Origin of the sequence: Janthinobacterium sp. BJB426, from assembly GCF_002735705.1 — a bacterium.
Taxonomy (GTDB): domain Bacteria; phylum Pseudomonadota; class Gammaproteobacteria; order Burkholderiales; family Burkholderiaceae_D; genus Janthinobacterium.
On sequence record NZ_PDZL01000003.1, the window covers coordinates 164,243 to 181,577 of the forward strand.

Consider the following 17,335-nt stretch of genomic DNA (forward strand, 5'->3'; position numbering starts at 1 on the left):
CCTGTCACCAAAGGCCTGCATGCAACGAATACCTGTAAGCGAGCAGTTGCATGGCACGGAATTGCGGCTGCATGGCTTGATGCTGCGCGGGCTCGACGGTGATGCGGCGGCCTACCGCAGTTTCTTGCAGGCAAGCAGCAGCCATTTGCGCGCGTTTTTCCGGCGCCGCCTGCAGCGCTGGCCGGATGAGGTGGAAGACCTGGTACAGGAATGTTTGCTGGCCATCCACAACCAGCGCCTGACGTATGACACGGGCGTGCCGCTGACGTCGTGGATTCATGCGATCGCGCGCTATAAATTGATCGACTGGCTGCGCCGGCATGGGCGGCGCGAGGCGCAGCACTTGCCGTATGACGAAGAAGATAGCGCGCAAGAACTATTTTCCAGCGCCGATGCCGAGGCGGCCGAAGCCAGCCGCGACCTGGGCAAGCTGCTGGCCACGTTGCCGGCGCAGCAGCGCGACGCCATCGTGCATACCAAGCTCGACGGCTGGTCCGTGCGCGACACGGCCGCCGCCATGCAGATTTCGGAAGCCAGCGTCAAGGTGGCCGTGCATCGCGGCTTGAAGACACTGGCAGCCAATTTACGAATAGAAGGAAGCGCACCATGAAAACCGATGATTTGATCGCCATGCTGGCCAGCGGCCCCGACGTGGCCGCCGCGCCGCCCCCGGGCGCCCGCTGGCGCGCCGCGTCCACTTTGGGTGCCGGGCTGCTGGCCAGCGTGGCGCTGATGGCCATGCTGCTGGGCGTGCGGCCCAATTTGGAACAGCTGGCCCTGCTGCCCGATTTCTGGATCAAGGTGGGCTTTGTCGTGTGCATCTGCCTGGCGGCCTGGCATGTCAGCCGCCGCCTGTGCGTGCCGGGCGCCGCTACCCGCACCCTGCCCCTGCTGCTCGCCATGCCCTTGCTGCTGATGTGGGCGCTGGGCGCCATCATCGTGCAGGAAGCGCCGCCCGAACAACGGGCCGAGCTGTTCTGGGGCGCCACCTGGCGCAGCTGCCCCTTGCTGATCGCCCTGCTGTCGCTGCCCATCCTGGCCGCCGTGCTGCGCCTGATGCGCCAGCTGGCGCCCACGCGCTTGCGCCTGGCAGGTTCGGCCGCAGGATTTGCCGCCGGCGGCATGGCCGCGCTCGTGTATTGCCTGCACTGCCCCGAGCTTGCGGCCAGCTTCGTCGGTTTCTGGTACGTACTTGGCATGCTGGTGCCAACCGCCATCGGCGCGGCCATCGGGCCGAAAGTGCTGGTCTGGTGACGCTTTTGCGGCCCTTGCCGAAGAGTTGAATCCGTTTTCTCCCGCCGTGCGTACAAGTCAGGCAGCCTGCAGTTTCTTGGACTTGTCTGTCAACGCTAACAAAAATCGGGAGAATCGAAATGTCATTGTCACACTCGAAAACCGCACTGGGCGCCGCACTCCTGGGCAACCTTCTCGCCGTTTCCTTCACTTTGGCCATCGCGCCAGCCGCCTACGCTTCCAGCCACCGCGAAGCGCCGTTCATCACGCAAAACCCCAAGGTCGACGCCACCGACTTCTATATGTTCCGCAGCTATGAAGCGGGCCGCGGCGCCTACACCACGCTGGTAGCCGACTATATTCCCCTGCAAGATGCTTACGGCGGCCCGAACTATTTCGCCATGGACCCGAACGCCCTGTACGAAATCCATATCGACAACAACGGCGACGGCAAGGAAGACCTCACCTTCCAGTTCCGCTTCACCAACACCATCAAGGATGGCCAGTTCACCGTGGGCGGCAAGAAAGTCTCGATTCCGCTCGTCATCAACGGCGGCGCCATTGATTCCGTCAACCCGGCCGGCCTGAACGTGCGCGAAACCTACAGCGTGACGGTGGTGCGGGGCGACCGCCGCACGGGTACGCGCAGCAGCGTGACCAACGCCAGCGGCGGCGGCACGACCTTCGACAAGCCCGTCGACAATATCGGCAACAAGGCCATCCCCAACTATGCCGCGTATGCCGCGCAGCATGTGTACGCCGTCAACATTCCCGGCTGCGCCACGCCCGCGCGCATGTTCGTCGGCCAGCGCAAGGACCCGTTCGTCGTGAACCTGGGCGAAACATTCGACTTGATCAACATCAAGGCGCCTGCCACGGAATTTGCCGCGAATGCGGAGTCCGCTGCCAAGGATGACCTGGCACGGAAAAACGTCACGGCCATCGAAATGGAAGTGCCGACCACTTGCCTGACGGCGGGCGCCGACCCCGTCATCGGCGGCTGGACCACGGCCAGCCTGCGCCAGGGCCGCCTGCTGAACCCGGCGCCGGGCACGTCCACCACGGCCTCGAAGGAAGGCGGCGCGTGGGTGCAAGTGTCGCGCCTGGGCATGCCGCTGGTGAATGAACTGGTCATCGGCCTGAAGGACAAGGACCGCTTCAACGCCAGCAAGCCTTCGGGCGATGCGCAATTTGCCGACTACGTCACCAACCCGACGGCGCCGGCGCTGGTGGAAGTGCTGTTCGGCTCGGCAGGCGCCAAGGCGCCCACCAACTTCCCCCGCAACGACCTGGTCGCCACATTTTTAACGGGCATCAAGGGCGTGAACCAGCCCGTCACCGTGACGGCGTCCGAAATGCTGCGCCTGAACACCTCGATCGCCGCCACCAATGTGGGCGCACAGAACCGCCTCGGCGTCATCGGCGGCGATAACGCGGGCTTCCCGAACGGCCGCCGCCCCGGCGACGACGTGGTCGACGTGGTGCTGCGCGTGGCCATGGGCAAGCTGTGCACCCTGAACATCGGCTGCGCCCCGGCCGACGCACCCGCCGGCGCCCTGCACTTCACGGACGGCGCCTTCCTCGACGAAACGTCGTTCACGGCAGGTTTCCCCTATCTGAAAAATCCCGTGGCCGGTTCGCCGCAGCTGTAACCAGGAGAACGCGATGAAAAAGCTCTATATATGCGGCGCCCTGGCGCTCACGGCCCTGCTGGCTGGCTGCGGTGGCGGCGGTAGCAGCAGCCACGGCGGCGATAATGGCAACGGTGGCGTCAATCCACCGCCCGTGGTCCTGCTCGACGCCTTCTATGTGGCCGTCAGCAACGTCATTCTGACCACCAGCGATGACAAGGACGGCGTGGGCATCGACGCCATCATGGCGACGTCTCCGGAAAATACGGAGCCTTTGCCCCTGTAAGCCTCCGCGGGCGCCGGGAGGATATCCCCGGCGCCCTTGCTGCCCTACTCCACCGTCGATGGCGTCCACGATGAAAACACCGATTTCCCTGCTGTGCGCCTGCCTGCCCGTGCTGGCACTGGCGGCGCCCTACACGCCGAAAGACGGCAGCGCCGTCATCGAACAGCTGCCGCGCCGCGCGGACGCCACGCAGCTGGCCCTGCGCGGCCTGCGCCAGCAACTCGATACGACGCCGCAAGACCTGGCGCTGGCGAGCAATCTGGCGCAGCGCTACATCACCCTGGCCCGCAGCGAAACGGACCCGCGCTACCTGGGCTATGCGCAAGCGGCGCTGGCGCCCTGGTGGCGGCAAGCGGCGCCGCCCGTCCCCGTGCGCCTGCTGCGCGCCACCATCCTGCAAAGCACCCATCATTTCGGCCCCGCGCTGCATGATCTCGATGCCGTCATCGCGCAGCAGCCGCAAAACGCCCAGGCCTGGCTGACGCGCGCCACCGTGCTCACCGTGCAGGGCGACTACACCCAGGCGACAGCGGCCTGCGCCCGCCTGTCGGCCTTGACAACGCAACTGGTCACCGTCACCTGCCTTGCCAATATCGCCAGCGTCACGGGCCGCGCCGCCAGCAGCGAGCGTTTGCTGGACCTGACCTTGCAAAGAAGCGCCGGCTCGGCGCCCGAACTCGATAGCTGGGCCGCAACCCTGCTGGCGGAAATGGCCACGCGGCGCGGAGAATCAGCGCTGGCCGAAGCGCGCTACACCAGGGCGCTGGCGCAGCAGCCGCGCGACAGCTATCTGCTGGGTGCGTACGCGGACTTCCTGCTCGACCGCCAGCGCCCGCAGGAAGTCGTCAAACTGCTGAAAGAGCAGCAGCGCATCGATGCCCTGCTGCTGCGCTACGCGCTGGCCCTGCAAGCGCTGCCCGGCCAGCCGCCAGCCTTCCTGGCGGCGAAAGCGGAACTGGCGGCCCGCTTCAACGCCGCCATGCAGCGCGGCGATACCGTGCACCAACGCGAGCAAGCCCGTTTCGCCCTGTTTGTGCAACAGGATGTGCCGGCGGCCCTGCAACTGGCGCAGAAGAACTGGGTCATCCAGAAGGAAGTGCCCGACATGCGCATCTTGCTGGAAGCAGCGCTGGCCGCGCGCAATTACGGGGCGGCGCAAGCCGTGCTGGCCTGGATCGCCGCCAACGGCGTGGAAGACGTGGCCCTGCAACGGCTCGTCAGGCAACTGGGGCCGCAGGATGGGCAGAAACTCAGTAGCGCGAAGAAAGCGGGTGCGCTATGAAACGCTGCCTGTTCATCCTGCTGCTGTGCGCCTGGCTGGCCCCCGCGCAAGCCCACAAGCCCAGCGACAGTTATGTGAGCCTGGCCGTGCACGGCCAGCAGATCGAGGGGCAATGGGATATCGCCCTGCGCGATCTCGATTTCGCCATCGGCCTCGATGGCAATGGCGACGGCGCACTGACGTGGGATGAAATCCGCGCGCGCCACGACGCCATCGCCGCCTACGCCTTGCAGCGCCTGCAGGTGGCCAGCGACCAGGGCGTCTGCCCTTTGCAAGCCGTCGAGCAGCTGATCGACCACCATACGGACGGCGCCTACAGCGTGCTGCGCTTCCAGGCCAGCTGCCCCGGCGCCGCCCCGGCCAGTCTGACCATCGGCTATACCCTGTTCGCCGACCTCGATCCTCAGCACAAGGGCTTGTTCAAGATCAATAGTGGCGGCGCCACGCAAACGGCCATCTTCGACCCGGACAGCCCGCGCCAGACGATTTCCCTGGCCGCGCCCGACCGCCTGGCGCAGTTCGGTGCCTACGTGAAGCACGGCATCTGGCATATCTGGATCGGCTACGACCATATTTTGTTCCTGCTGTCCCTGCTGCTGCCGGCCGTGCTGCTGCCTGGGCTGCGCGAGCAGCAGCGCGGCTTGAAGGCGGCGTTCTATGACGTGTTGAAAGTCGTCACGGCTTTTACACTTGCCCATTCCATCACCTTGAGCCTGGCCAGCCTGTCTCTCGTCTCCCTGCCCTCGCGCTGGGTGGAGTCGGCCATCGCCGCTTCCGTGATCCTGGCGGCGCTGAACAACCTGCTGCCGCTGTTCCGGGGAAAACGGCCCGTAGCCGCCTTCGCGTTTGGCCTGATCCACGGTTTCGGCTTTGCCAGCGTGCTGCGCGACCTGGGCTTGCCGCAGGGTTCATTGCTGGCCAGCCTGCTGGGCTTTAACCTGGGCGTGGAACTGGGCCAGCTGGCCATCGTCGCCGCGTTCCTGCCCCTCGCCTGGCTGCTGCGCAAGACCTGGCTGTACCGGCAAGTGCTGACCGTCGGCTCGCTGGCCATCGCGCTGGTGGCGTGCGTGTGGCTGGTGGAGCGGGTGGCTGATATCAAGCTGATTTCGGCGTAGCGGCTGGAGAATAGCGTTGCTGGCCCGCCACTGCCGGGCCACAAGTCCCGGCAATCGGGCTACAATACGAACAATTCTCAATCGCATCAAGGCCTGTCTGTCCTGTGGACCGTGGCATGGAAAGGTTGCATGCTACGCCCCGAACTGGAACTGCACCGGCAAATCGAAGTGCTCTATAGCGACCACCATGGCTGGCTGCAGGGCTGGCTGCGCCGCAAGCTGGGCAACGCCTTCGATGCGGCCGACCTGGCGCACGACACGTATCTGCGCATCATCTCGCGCGGCCGCGCGCCCGAACCCGACGAATCGCGCCAGCACCTGGCGCAGATCGCCAACGGCCTGGTGGTGGACCTGTTCCGCCGCCGGCATATCGAGTCAGCCTACGCGGAAGCCATCGCCGCGCAGCCGGAAGCGGCCGCGCCCACGCCGGAAATGCGCGCGCTGATCGTCGAGGCGCTGATGGAAATCGACGCCATCCTCGCCAGCCTGCCGCATAAAGTACGCGACGCCTTTTTGCTGTGCAAGCTGGAAGGCCTAACCTACGCCGACATCGCCGCGCGCCTCGACGTTTCCGTCTCGTCCGTGGAAAAATACATCGCCCGCGCCTTGCTGGCCTGCTGCGCGGCGCAATGCGCATGAGTTCCCAGCTGGACAGCGCCCCCATCGCCCCCGCCGTGCTGCAGCGCGCCGCCGAGTGGATGGCACGGCTGTGGGCGGAAGACGCCAGCGCGGCCGATGCCGACGCCTGCGCCGTCTGGCGCGCCGCCCACCCCGAGCACGAACGGGCCTGGGCCCGGCTGCAGCGCTTCGCCCAGCAATTCGATGCCCTGCCACGCGAAGTGGCGCGCGGCGCCCTGACACCAGCACCGCGCCATGCCATCGGCCGCCGGCGCGCCTTGCAGCTGCTGGGCCTGATCGCGGCGGGCGGCGGCACGGCCCTGCTGGCGCACGAAACGGGCTTGTGGCAGCGCGCCGCCAGTGACTACCGCACGATCGTTGGCGAGACGCGCGCCATCATGCTGGCCGACGGCACGCAAGTGGTGCTCGACACGGCCAGCGCCATAGACGTGGCATACAGCGCTGGCGAACGGCGCATCGTGCTGCGCGCCGGCGCCATCCTCGTCACCAGCGCGCATGAAGCAGCGCCCGTCTACCGCCCGCTGCTGGTGGCAACGCCGCAAGGCACGGCCACGGCGCTGGGCACGCGCTTCAGTGTGCGCCTCGATGATGGCGAGAGCCGTGTCGCCGTGTTCCAGGGCGCAGTCGCCCTGCAGCCGGTACGGGATGATGCACTCTCCCTGCGCCTGCAGGCGGGCCAGCAAGCCGGCTATACGCGCCTGGACGTGCAAGACGTAACGAACGTCGAAAACAGCGCCGCCGCCTGGGCCGATGGCAGCCTGGTGGCCGAGCGCATGCCCCTGGGCGAGCTGCTGGCCGAACTGGGGCGCTACCGCCACGGCGTGCTGCGCTGCGACGATTCCATCGCCGGCCTGCGCGTGACAGGCGTGTATTCGCTGCGCGACACGGACCGCTCGCTGGCCAACCTGGCCGCCAGCCTGCCCGTGCAACTGCGCTACCGCACGCGCTACTGGGTCAGCGTGGGGCCGCGCCCCACCGCCTGAAAAATAAGTGAAAAAAAGTTGAGGGTTTTGGCTTTTCGTTCGGAATACGGGAAGAACCGATTTTTTCCTGCCACTTTCCAAGGATTTGCACCATGCCCCCTCGCCTGACCGCACCCGCGCACAAACTGCGTCCGTTTCCCCTCGCTGCCGCCATCCAGGCCCTGTTCCTGGCTGGCGCCGCCGTCGGCACCCTGGCCGTCACGGCCTCCGCCGCCCACGCCCAGATGGTCGACACTACGCAAGCCAAGCGCCCCTACGCGATCCCCGCCGGATCGCTGGAGCGGGCCCTGACCACGTTCGCCAGCGCGGCTGGCGTGGAACTGTCGGCCGATGCGGCCCTGTTGCAGGGCAAGCGCAGCGGCGGCCTGGCGGGCAGCTACACGGTGCGCCAGGGTTTCGAGGAACTGCTGCGCGGCCATGGCGTGCGCGTGGTGGCGGACGCCAACGGCGCGTATGCGCTGCGGGCGGAGATTGCACCTGCACTGGCAGGCGCACAGGCGGCACCGGCGCAGGCCAGCGCCACCCTGCCCGCCATCACCATCAATGCCACGGCTGAACGCGAAACGGCGACGGGCCCCGTGCGCGGCTACGTGGCGCGGCGCGCCGGCTCGGCCACCAAGACGGATACGGCGCTGAATGAAAACCCGCAATCCGTGTCCGTCGTCACGGCCGATGAAATCAGCGACCGCAATGCCGAATCGCTCGACGAAACCCTGCGCTACACGGCTGGCGTGACGCCGAACCAGCGCCCGCTGGGCAGCGACGATTCCTCGCTGCTGCGCGGTTTCACCATCGAGACGAACGGGATTCTGCAGGATGGCTTGCGCAATTCGGGCCGCACCTTTGGCGCCTCGATCGAACCATACGGACTGGAACGCCTGGAAGTGCTGCGCGGCCCCGCGTCCGTGCTGTACGGGCAGATTCCGCCGGGCGGCATGGTCAACGCCGTCAGCAAGCGTCCCAGCGCGGACGCCGTGCGCGAAGTGGGGCTCGAGTACGGCAGCTACCAGCGCCGCCAGCTGAAAGCCGACGTGGGCGGCACCATCGACGCGCCGGGCGCCTGGACTTACCGGGTCGTCATGCTGAGCCGCGAAGCCCATACGCGGCTGGACCGCGACCGCGACAACCGCCTGTACTTCGCCCCCTCGCTGACGTGGCAGGCAGGCCCCGCCACGCGTCTGACCCTGCTGGCCCGCTACGAGCAGGACAACCAGCAATACGCGTTTCCCAACCAGCTGCTGCAACCGGGTCCGCGCGGCCAGGTCGATCCGAGCGTGAACCTGATGGGCGACGATAACCGCTTCAAGCGCCGCAACACCATGCTGGGCTACGAGTTCGAACACACGTTCAACGATACCTGGTCGCTGCGCCAGAATCTGCGCTACACGCGCCTGAAGAACGACCGCACGGACATGTTCCCCCTGGGCCTGAATGACGATGGCACGGTGGAGCGCTACTTCATGCCCGTCGATACGGCATCGAAAAGCCTGTTCGCCGATACGCAGCTGCAGGCGCGCTTTGCCACGGGCGGCCTGGCGCACCAAGTGCTGCTGGGCGTCGACTACGCGAATATCCGCAACACGGACGACTACCGCCACCAGAAGGGTTTTATCGAGCCGATTGACCTGTACCTGCCCGCGTATGGCAAGCAGCCCCTGGTTCCGGCCAAGGCGCCGACACGCGCTGAAGCGCCGTCGCGCCAGCTGGGCCTGTATGCGCAGGATCAAATGAAATGGGACCGCTGGGTCGTCACGGCGGGCCTGCGCCGCGACAAGGCGACGCAATCGCGCGACGTCACCGACCTCCATAGCGGCACCGTCAAGCCCGACTTCCACCAGTCGCCATCGGCCACCACGGGCCGCGTGGGCGCCGTCTACCTGTTCGATGGCGGCTGGGCGCCGTATGTCAGCTACGCCACCTCGTTCTCGCCCGAGCTGGGCATCACGGCCAACGGCGACGCCTTGAAACCGTCGCGCGGCAAGCAGTTCGAAGCGGGCGTGCGCTACGAACCCGTGGGCCAGCGCGCCAGCTACACGGCCGCCGTGTTCGACCTGGTGCGTGACAACGTCACCACCTCCGACATCGGCAACCCGGGCCGCCTTCAGCAAACGGGCAAAGTCGGCTCGCGCGGCGTGGAACTGGAAGCGCGCACGGAGTTCGCCAGCCGTCTGAGCCTGATCGCGCAATACACCTACCTCGATACGGAAGTCACAAAGAGCAATAACGGCGACCTGGGCTTGCAGCAAGCGGGCGCGCCGCGCCACAGCGCCTCGGCGTGGGCGCGCCAGTCGTTCAACCTGGGCACGGCCTTGCCCGCGTACGCGGCACTGGGCATGCGTTTTCTTGGCGCCATGCGCTCGAACTCCGATGGCGAGAACCTGAACATCCGCAATGGCGGCCTGACGCAATGGGATGCGGCGCTGGGCGTGTCGCGCGGGCCGTGGCAGTTCGCCCTCAACGTGAACAATGTGCTGAACAAGCAGACCCTGTATGACTGCGGTTACCTGCCCAACCTGTGCTACCGCAATGCAGAACGCACGGCCAACGTCAGCGCGATGTACAGGTTCTGATGCGCCCTGTCTTGGCGGCCATGCACCGCTATGCCGGCCTGCTGATGGCCGGCTTCCTCATCGTCGCTGGCGTCACGGGCAGCGCGCTCGCGTGGAAGGATGAACTGGAGGCGGCCATGCTGCCCGCCGTCTTCCGCGTGGCGCCGCCCACGCCGGGCGCGATGCCGCTCGACGCCCTGCTGCTGCGCGAGACGATCGCGGCGCGCTTTCCCCGGGCACAGGTGAGCTACGCGCCGCTGTCCGCACCGCCAGGCCGCAGCATGGTGTTTTACCTGCGCCCGGGCGACGAATCACCGCTGGCCAGCGACGAAGTGTTCGTCGATCCCTATACGGGCGCGATACTGGGCCAGCGTCGCTGGGGCGCCATCAGCCAGGGCGCCATCAACCTGCTGCCCTTCATCGAGCGCCTGCATTACGCGCTGGCGCTGGGCGACACGGGCTTGCTGGTGTTCGGCCTGGTCGCCATCGTGTGGACGCTCGATTGCTTCATCGGCGCCGCCCTGACCTTCCCCGCGCGCCTGAAAAAACGCGCACCGGGCATGAAACCGTGGCTGCTGCGCTGGCGGCCATCGTGGCTGCTGCGCCGCAACGGCGGCAGCTATAAACTGGTGTTCGACCTGCACCGCGCGGGCGGCCTGTGGCTGTGGGCCATGCTGCTGGTGTTTGCCTGGAGCGGCGTCGCCTTCAATCTGTACGGCGCCTATGCGGCCGTGATGCATCCGCTGTTTGCCCACCAGGGTGCCGAGGAAATCGTCGCGCGGCACACGCCGTCGCCGGGGCCGCAGCTGGACTGGCCGGCCTCCCGCGCGCAGGGCCGCCTGTTGATGGGCGAACTGGCGCGCCGGCACGCTTTCAGCATCATCGAGGAAAACGCGCTGGCGTATGAGCGCGCGCTGGGCGTGTACAGCTACAACGTGCGCAGCAGCCGCGATGTGCGCGCCCACAAGGGCCTCACCACTGTCTTTTTCGATGCAGCCAGCGGCCGGCAGCTGGCCGCCTGGCTGCCCACGGGCGCAGCCAGCGGCGACACCATCCGCAGCTGGATCAGCGCCCTGCACATGGCCTCGATGTGGGGCTGGCCTTTTAAACTGTTCATCTGCGCCATGGGCATGCTGGTGACGGGCCTGAGCGTGACGGGCGTGCTGATCTGGCGCCGCAAGCGTCAGGGGCAAGCCAAGGCCAGGGCGCTTATTCATTAGTACAGCTAATAAGAGCATGCCGATTCCAGCGGCTTATCAACGAATGGCTTAGGCCGTAAAGTAGCCCCTGTCAATGATTGAAGGAGCTAGCCATGAACCACGTCACCCTGAATAACGGCATCAGCATGCCCGTCGCCGGCTACGGCGTCTTCCAGATTCCCGATCCGGCCGAATGCGAGCGCAGCGTGATCGACGCCATCGCTTCCGGCTACCGCCTGATCGACACGGCCGCTTCCTACATGAACGAGGCAGCCGTCGGCCAGGGTATCAAGCATGGCGGCGTGGCGCGCGCGGAACTGTTTGTCACCAGCAAACTGTGGGTGCAGGACACGGGCTACGAACGCACGCGCGACGCCATCGACCAGTCGCTGCAACGCTTGCAGCTCGATTATCTGGATTTATTCCTGATCCACCAGCCGTTTGGCGACGTCCACGGCTCCTGGCGCGCCATGCAGGACGCATATCGCGGCGGCAAGTTGCGCGCCATCGGCGTGAGCAATTTCCAGCCTGACCGACTGATGGACATCATCGCCTTCAACGACATCGCGCCCGCAGTCAACCAGATCGAAATCAACCCTTTTCACCAGCAAGCCGACAGCGTGGCTTTCATGCTCGAGCACGGCGTGCAGCCGCAAGCGTGGGCGCCATTCGCCGAGGGCCGCAACAACCTTTTCCACAATGAGTTGCTGCTGGGCATCGCCGCCAGACATGGCAAGTCCGTGGGCCAGGTCGTCTTGCGCTGGCTCACGCACCGGGGCATCGCCGTGCTGGCCAAGACCGTGCGCCGCGAGCGCATGGCGGAAAACCTGGCCATCGACGATTTCGACCTCGATGAAGCGGACATGGCCGCCATGGCCACCCTGGAGACGGCTACCAGCAGCTTCTTTTCGCACCGCGACCCGGCCATTGTCCAGTGGATGGCCGAACGCAAGCTTGATATTTAAGGGAAAGCACATATGCCAACAGAAGATACAAGCACGGGCCGCCGCGGCTTCCTGCTGGCGGCCGGCAGCCTGGCCGCAACGCCATTGATCAGCTCGGCGCAAGGCCAGGCGGTGCAAACGACATTGGACGGGCGCCGCAAGCTGGGCACGCTGGAAGTATCGAGCCTGGGCCTGGGCGTGCAAAACATGAGCCGTACCTACCAGACAAGCGTGCCCAGCCGTCCAGAGATGCATAAGATTATCCGCACGGCATTCGAGCGCGGCGTCACCTTCTATGACGCGGCCGAGGCGTATGGTCCGCACGAGGTGGAACGCATCCTCGGCGAAGGCGTGGCGCCGTTCCGCGACCAGATCGTCATCGCTTCCAAATTCGGCTGGGATATCGACCTGGAAACGGGCGAGCGGCGTCCGGGCCGCAACAGCCGTCCGGCGCACATCAAGCTGGCCGTGGAAGGCATGCTCAAACGCCTGCGCACGGACCGCATCGACTTGCTGTACCAGCACCGGGTCGACCCGCAAGTGCCGATCGAGGACGTGGCCGGCGCCGTGCAGGACCTCATGAAAGAAGGCAAGGTGCTGCACTGGGGCTTGTCGGAAATGGGCTTGAACACCTTGCGCCGGGCCCATGCGGCCCTGCCCGTCAGTGCCGTGCAAAGCGAATACTCGATGCTGTGGCGTGGGCCGGAAGACGGCGTGCTGGCCCTGTGCCAGGAACTCGGCATCGGCTTCGTGCCGTGGAGCCCGCTGGGCGTGGGCTTCCTGACAGGCGCCATCGACGCCAGGACCCGCTTTGCCGACGGCGACATCCGCAAGATCGAATCGCGTTTTGCACCGGAAAACCTGCCGCACAACCTGGCGCTCGTGAGCTTGGTCAATCGCTGGGCGGCGCGCAAGCAGGCCACGCCGGCGCAAATCGCCCTGGCCTGGCTGCTGGTGCAGCGGCCGTGGATCGTGCCGATTCCCGGCACCACGCAGATGGCGCACATGCTGGACAATGTCGGCGCGGCCAATGTGCGTTTTACAACCGCGGAAGTGACGGAACTGAACCAGGCTGTGGCAGCAATCCCGGTGCAAGGAGCAAGGCTGCCCGACGCCGTGCAGGTTTATTCGGGCGTGGAAGCCGCAGTTCGGCCTGTCCTCAGGGAAAGCCGATGAACGCCTGCGGCACGGCGTCAGTCAGCCACACGCCATTGTCCGACACATAAAACACGTGACCCTGCGCCCGCATGGCGGCCGCATCGACCGTCAGCACGACGGGCTTGCCATGGCGCCCGCCGACGGCCACGGCCGTTTCGCGGTTGCTGGACAGGTGCACGTGGTTGCGCGATCCCGGCAGCAAACCGCCGGCCCGGATAGCCTCGACAAAGCGGCTGGCCGTGCCGTGGTACAGCATGGCGGGCGGCGTGGCGGGCGGCAGAGCGATATCGACGGCCGCCAGCGAATGCCCCTGGTTGGCGCGAATGCGCAAGCCATCATCACTGATGGCGTAGCGCGTCTTGCTGTCACGCGCCACCACCTCATCCAATTGCTCGCGGGAAAGGCGGCGGCCATGCCGGGCCGCCAGCGCCAGCAGCTGGCCGATGTCGGCCCAGCCGTTTGGATCGAGCGCCAGGCCGATTTTTTCGGGGGCATGGCGCAGGATCAGGGAAAGGAATTTGCTGGTTTGTACTAAATGATCTGTCATCCCCCAGTCTACCGTTATCAGAACGCATATGACAAGGTCAGGCGGGCGGAACGCGGCTCCACCGGATGGAAATGCCGGTCGTTCACCCCTTCCGTGGCCTCGCCGGGCAGGCGCGACGCATAGTAGTAATCGATGTCGCTGGCGCGCTTGTCGAACAGGTTGAACACGTCAAGCGACAACCGCGTCTTGCGGTTGAGCTGGTAAGCCACTCTTGCATACGCCAGGGTGGTCGAGGCCGAGCGCACGCTGTTGTCTTCGATCAAGGGACGGGGACCGAAATAGCGCAGCTGGAAGGCGCCCGACCATGGCCCCTGGTCCGTCACCGTCACGCCGAACGAGGCCACCTTGTCGATGGAGCCCGGAATGAAATTGCCGGCCGGATCATTCTCCTTATAGCGCGAGCGCGAGGCGGCCAGGTCCAGGTCGAACAGCAGCCATGGCGCGGCTATGTAATGGTTGTTCCACTCGATGCCGTGGCGGCGGCTGGCGCGGCTGGGCTCCGTCTCGCCCGCGTCACCGACGAACAGCAATTCCGACGCGATGTCGAGGCGCCACAGAGCCAGCGAGCTTTGCAGTCCCGGCAGCCATTCCGTGCGCGCGCCCAATTCCATTCCCTTGGTTGGTACCAGCGGCGTGACGGGCGTGGCCGGCGCGCCATCGGCCAGGCGCGTCTGCGTCGTGCCGCGTGCATCATTGCTATGAAAACCTTTTCCGTAGTTCACGAAGAATTCCGTCTTGCTCCACGGCCCAAGGATCAATGACAGCTTCGGCGACACCACGTGGTCATTCACCGCGCCGCTGTTTCCCTCGATACTGCTAGCCACATTGAAACGGTAGGCGTCGTAGCGCACACCCGCCACGGAGCGCAGCCACGGCAGCCATTGCACGGTGCTTTCGCCATACAGGCCGATACTGGCTTCGCGCACCCGGTCTTCGCGCAGCGTGCCTTGCCGGACGCGGTCCACCGTGTTGTACAGGCCCACGGGCGACAGCCGGTCGTAGCGGGCCTGCACGCCCAGCTTGTTGCGCAGGGGAAGACCGAATAGCTGCGTGGTCCAGCTTTCGCTGGCGTTCACACCCGCCACCGTGCGCCGCTCGCTTTGCTGGAACTGGTCGCCCTGTTGCGGATCTGCAAGGAAATACGTGAAGTCGCTATTGAGTTCCAGCTGCGAGCGGATCACGTAGGCGTCGAATTCAAACAGCCGGTTTTCCGTGCGCTGGCGCATCGCATAGGACAAGCTGTAACGCGAAGTATCGCCACCGTCGCTGGGCGCCAGGCTGCCGAAACGGCCGATCTGGCCCGATTCCACGGCGCGCAGCGGCACCTGGTCGGTGGCGTTCCAGCTATTTTTGTAGGCCATGGCCGTCACGCTGTAGCCGTCGTCTTGCGTACCCTGGCTGTAGCGCAGCACGCCGCTATATTTACGCACGTTTTCCGGCACGTCCCAGGGGCCGTTGTTGCGGTTCACTTCCAGGCCGACCAGCAAGGTGCCGGGTCCGGCGCCAAAAGAATCGGCCACGACGCCGCGCACATAGCCGTGCTGGCCCACGGACACGCTGGCCTGGCCTTGCGGCAATTTGTCGGCCAGGCGGATGCGGGCGCTGCCTGCCGAGGAGAAATCGCCTTCGCCGGCGAAATACGGCCCCTTCTTGTAGTCGATGCGCTGCACCAGCTCGGGAATGAGGAAATTGAGGTCGGAATAGCCTTGTCCATGGGCATGCGTGCGCATGTTGACTGGCATGCCGTCGACATGGGTGGCGAAATCCGTGCCATGGTCGAGGTTAAAGCCGCGCAAGAAATACTGGTTGGCCTTGCCGTCGCCGCTGTGCTGGGTGACGATCAGCCCCGGCACGAATTCCAGCAACTCACCCGTGCGCAAGGCGGGGCGGTTGACGATCAGTTCGCTGGTAATGACGCCCTGGCTAGCCGCGTCCGACGTGCCGACGGCGTTGTCGTAATGGCCCGTCACGCGCACGGTGCGCGCTTCGTCGTCGACGGTGGCGGTCTCGGCTGACGCCACCCGGCTACCCATGCTCAACATTACCAGTGCACAAGCTGCCACCTGTTTGCGTTTTCTCAATCGCATCGCGTCTCCAGTTTTTATGATGTCTGTACAGGCTTCTGCAGACCATATACGCGGCGGATGGCTGCCTGGATTCAGATTTCTCAAGGAGCGACCGTGGACCCGAACGACAGCACCGGCAAGGCAACAACCGCCGCCTCCGCCGTGCGCAAGCGCGATGTGCTGCCGTATATCCTGCTGTTCATCCTGCTGGCGGGCTTGCTGGCCGTGCTGGCAGGCGCCCTGCTGCCACCCTACTACCACGCCGTGCCGGCACTGCTGTGGAGCCTGGGCTTTTGCGTCAGCGGCATGCTGCTGGGATTCCTGTTCGGCATACCGCGTACCCTGCCATCGGGCACTGTCAACATGGCGCCGCCCGACGAGCGCAGCAATGGCAAGAGCCGCCCCACGGACGAACCGCCTGCCGCCGGGGCTGATGCGGCAACGGGCAACGCCAGCAATACCCTGTTCCTGGGCACGCCCACACCCATGGAAATCAATTCAAATCTGGTGGAAGTATCGGATTGGCTGACGAAAATCATCGTCGGCGTGGGCTTGATCGAGCTCAAAAGCCTGCCTGGCAGCGCGCGCAGCATGGCCGCCTTCATCGCACCGAGCCTGGATACGGACACGCCCACGGCCATGGCCGTCGTGGGCGGCATCATGCTGTTCTTTTCCGTGCACGGTTTTTTGATCGGCTACCTGCTCACGCGCATCTACCTGTCCATCATGATCAAGCGGGCCGACAGCATGGTCAAGAACGAATCCGTGCGCCTGGAGAGCGGCAAGGAAATCGAAGTCACGGAATTGAGCCGTCTGCAGCAAAAATCGCTCGACGACATGCAGGAAGCCGTCACGCAACTGCTGCTGGCCCATCCGCCGGACGGGGGCGCGGCCGTCACAGCCCTGGCCGGCATGCCGACGGCGCAAAAGCCGGCCAGTCAGGTGCTGTGGCTGGACGACCATCCCCGCAACAATACCTTGCTGGTGGAACAGCTGGAACGGGAAAACATCAAGGTGGACCAGGCGGTCTCGACGCGGCAGGCGCTGGCCATGCTGCAACAGAAGCCCTATGCGCTGCTCATCACGGACATGGCGCGGGTGGAAAACCGCCGGCGCATCAAGGATGCAGGCGTGCGCACGGTGCGCGAAGTGCGGCAGGCGCAGCCTGCGTTACCCATCATTGTGTATTGCAGTAAGGATACGGTCGCCAGTTACGGAACGGAAGCGGAGGCGGCCGGCGCCCGCTTCATCACGACGTCGGGCACCAGCCTGCTGGCCAGCGTCAACAAGCTATTGCATGAGGAACGGGGGGATGGCGCTCAGTCTTCCACGCAGTAACGGTAACTGCCCACGTGATGCAGCGAACTGCGCTGTGGGTGCGCCAGCTGATTCGGCGCAAATACGCACACGCTCGTGTCAGCCAGCAAGTGCTGCCCATCCGCGTCCGCGCACGCCTGTGCCAGCCAGCTGTCGCCATACGACACGCCATCGAGCAACCGGGCCAGCGGCGCCGGCGACGCCAGCATGGCGCTCTCAACACAGGCAGGCTCGTAGTGCGTGAGGCCTGTTTCCAGGAAGAATGGCGACGCTACTTCATCGCCATCCTCCGTGTACGTGGGCGCCAGGAAGGCCTGCAGCGCGTCCCAGCTGGCAAAGCGCCCGCGGCACACAAACACGTGGACGATGGGCGCGCTGCCGCACAC

General features: G+C 65.7%; 16 protein-coding genes. 13 read left to right on the forward strand and 3 right to left on the reverse strand.

Annotated elements, in window-relative coordinates; genetic code table 11:
* Positions 1 to 19: 19 nt before the first annotated feature.
* From CSQ93_RS06270 to CSQ93_RS06325, 12 genes are all read left to right on the forward strand, one after another.
* Positions 20 to 610 (forward strand): sigma-70 family RNA polymerase sigma factor, encoded by a 591-nt coding sequence (locus CSQ93_RS06270; RefSeq protein ID WP_099377280.1) that lies wholly within the window; start codon positions 20 to 22, stop codon positions 608 to 610.
* Positions 607 to 1,254 carry an NrsF family protein gene (locus tag CSQ93_RS06275; protein ID WP_099377281.1) on the forward strand — a complete coding sequence of 216 codons (648 nt, stop codon included), beginning with the start codon at positions 607 to 609 and terminating at the stop codon, positions 1,252 to 1,254. Before CSQ93_RS06270 ends, CSQ93_RS06275 begins: the two co-directional genes overlap by 4 nt.
* 119 nt (positions 1,255 to 1,373) lie before the next feature.
* Positions 1,374 to 2,885, forward strand: a complete 1,512-nt coding sequence (locus CSQ93_RS06280) for a DUF4331 domain-containing protein (protein ID WP_099377282.1) — start codon at positions 1,374 to 1,376, stop codon at positions 2,883 to 2,885.
* A 13-nt stretch (positions 2,886 to 2,898) separates the two neighbouring features.
* On the forward strand, positions 2,899 to 3,150 hold the full coding sequence (locus CSQ93_RS06285) for a hypothetical protein (protein ID WP_099377283.1): 252 nt from the start codon (positions 2,899 to 2,901) through the stop codon (positions 3,148 to 3,150).
* A 70-nt stretch (positions 3,151 to 3,220) separates the two neighbouring features.
* On the forward strand, positions 3,221 to 4,432 hold the full coding sequence (locus tag CSQ93_RS06290; protein ID WP_099377284.1) for a tetratricopeptide repeat protein: 1,212 nt from the start codon (positions 3,221 to 3,223) through the stop codon (positions 4,430 to 4,432).
* On the forward strand, positions 4,429 to 5,547 hold the full coding sequence (locus CSQ93_RS06295; protein ID WP_099377285.1) for a HupE/UreJ family protein: 1,119 nt from the start codon (positions 4,429 to 4,431) through the stop codon (positions 5,545 to 5,547). The genes CSQ93_RS06290 and CSQ93_RS06295 overlap by 4 nt, the downstream gene beginning before the upstream one ends.
* A 129-nt stretch (positions 5,548 to 5,676) precedes the next feature.
* Positions 5,677 to 6,186, forward strand: coding sequence for a sigma-70 family RNA polymerase sigma factor (locus CSQ93_RS06300; RefSeq protein WP_099377286.1), 510 nt, complete (start codon positions 5,677 to 5,679; stop codon positions 6,184 to 6,186).
* Complete coding sequence (locus tag CSQ93_RS06305; RefSeq protein WP_099377287.1) at positions 6,183 to 7,169, forward strand: FecR domain-containing protein; 987 nt, start codon at positions 6,183 to 6,185, stop codon at positions 7,167 to 7,169. Before CSQ93_RS06300 ends, CSQ93_RS06305 begins: the two co-directional genes overlap by 4 nt.
* Before the next feature lie 92 nt (positions 7,170 to 7,261).
* Complete coding sequence (locus CSQ93_RS06310; protein WP_099377288.1) at positions 7,262 to 9,739, forward strand: TonB-dependent siderophore receptor; 2,478 nt, start codon at positions 7,262 to 7,264, stop codon at positions 9,737 to 9,739.
* Positions 9,739 to 10,938 (forward strand): PepSY-associated TM helix domain-containing protein, encoded by a 1,200-nt coding sequence (locus tag CSQ93_RS06315; protein WP_099377289.1) that lies wholly within the window; start codon positions 9,739 to 9,741, stop codon positions 10,936 to 10,938. The genes CSQ93_RS06310 and CSQ93_RS06315 overlap by 1 nt, the downstream gene beginning before the upstream one ends.
* A gap of 92 nt (positions 10,939 to 11,030) precedes the next feature.
* A complete protein-coding gene (locus tag CSQ93_RS06320) occupies positions 11,031 to 11,882 on the forward strand; it encodes an aldo/keto reductase (protein WP_099377290.1) in 852 nt (283 codons plus the stop codon).
* A gap of 12 nt (positions 11,883 to 11,894) precedes the next feature.
* On the forward strand, positions 11,895 to 13,037 hold the full coding sequence (locus tag CSQ93_RS06325) for an aldo/keto reductase (protein ID WP_099377291.1): 1,143 nt from the start codon (positions 11,895 to 11,897) through the stop codon (positions 13,035 to 13,037).
* On the opposite strand, the gene CSQ93_RS06330 is transcribed toward CSQ93_RS06325, so the two are convergent.
* Positions 13,021 to 13,566: an RNA 2'-phosphotransferase gene (locus CSQ93_RS06330; protein WP_099377292.1), complete on the reverse strand. Its 546-nt coding sequence runs from the start codon at positions 13,564 to 13,566 to the stop codon at positions 13,021 to 13,023. The genes CSQ93_RS06325 and CSQ93_RS06330 overlap by 17 nt on opposite strands.
* 17 nt (positions 13,567 to 13,583) lie before the next feature.
* Positions 13,584 to 15,653 carry a TonB-dependent receptor gene (locus tag CSQ93_RS06335; protein WP_099377293.1) on the reverse strand — a complete coding sequence of 690 codons (2,070 nt, stop codon included), beginning with the start codon at positions 15,651 to 15,653 and terminating at the stop codon, positions 13,584 to 13,586.
* 93 nt (positions 15,654 to 15,746) lie between these two features.
* On the opposite strand from CSQ93_RS06335, the gene CSQ93_RS06340 reads away from it, so the two are divergent.
* On the forward strand, positions 15,747 to 16,970 hold the full coding sequence (locus CSQ93_RS06340) for a response regulator (RefSeq protein ID WP_158301147.1): 1,224 nt from the start codon (positions 15,747 to 15,749) through the stop codon (positions 16,968 to 16,970).
* On the opposite strand, the gene CSQ93_RS06345 is transcribed toward CSQ93_RS06340, so the two are convergent.
* Positions 16,952 to 17,335 (reverse strand): immunity 22 family protein, encoded by a 384-nt coding sequence (locus tag CSQ93_RS06345; RefSeq protein ID WP_099377295.1) that lies wholly within the window; start codon positions 17,333 to 17,335, stop codon positions 16,952 to 16,954. The genes CSQ93_RS06340 and CSQ93_RS06345 overlap by 19 nt on opposite strands.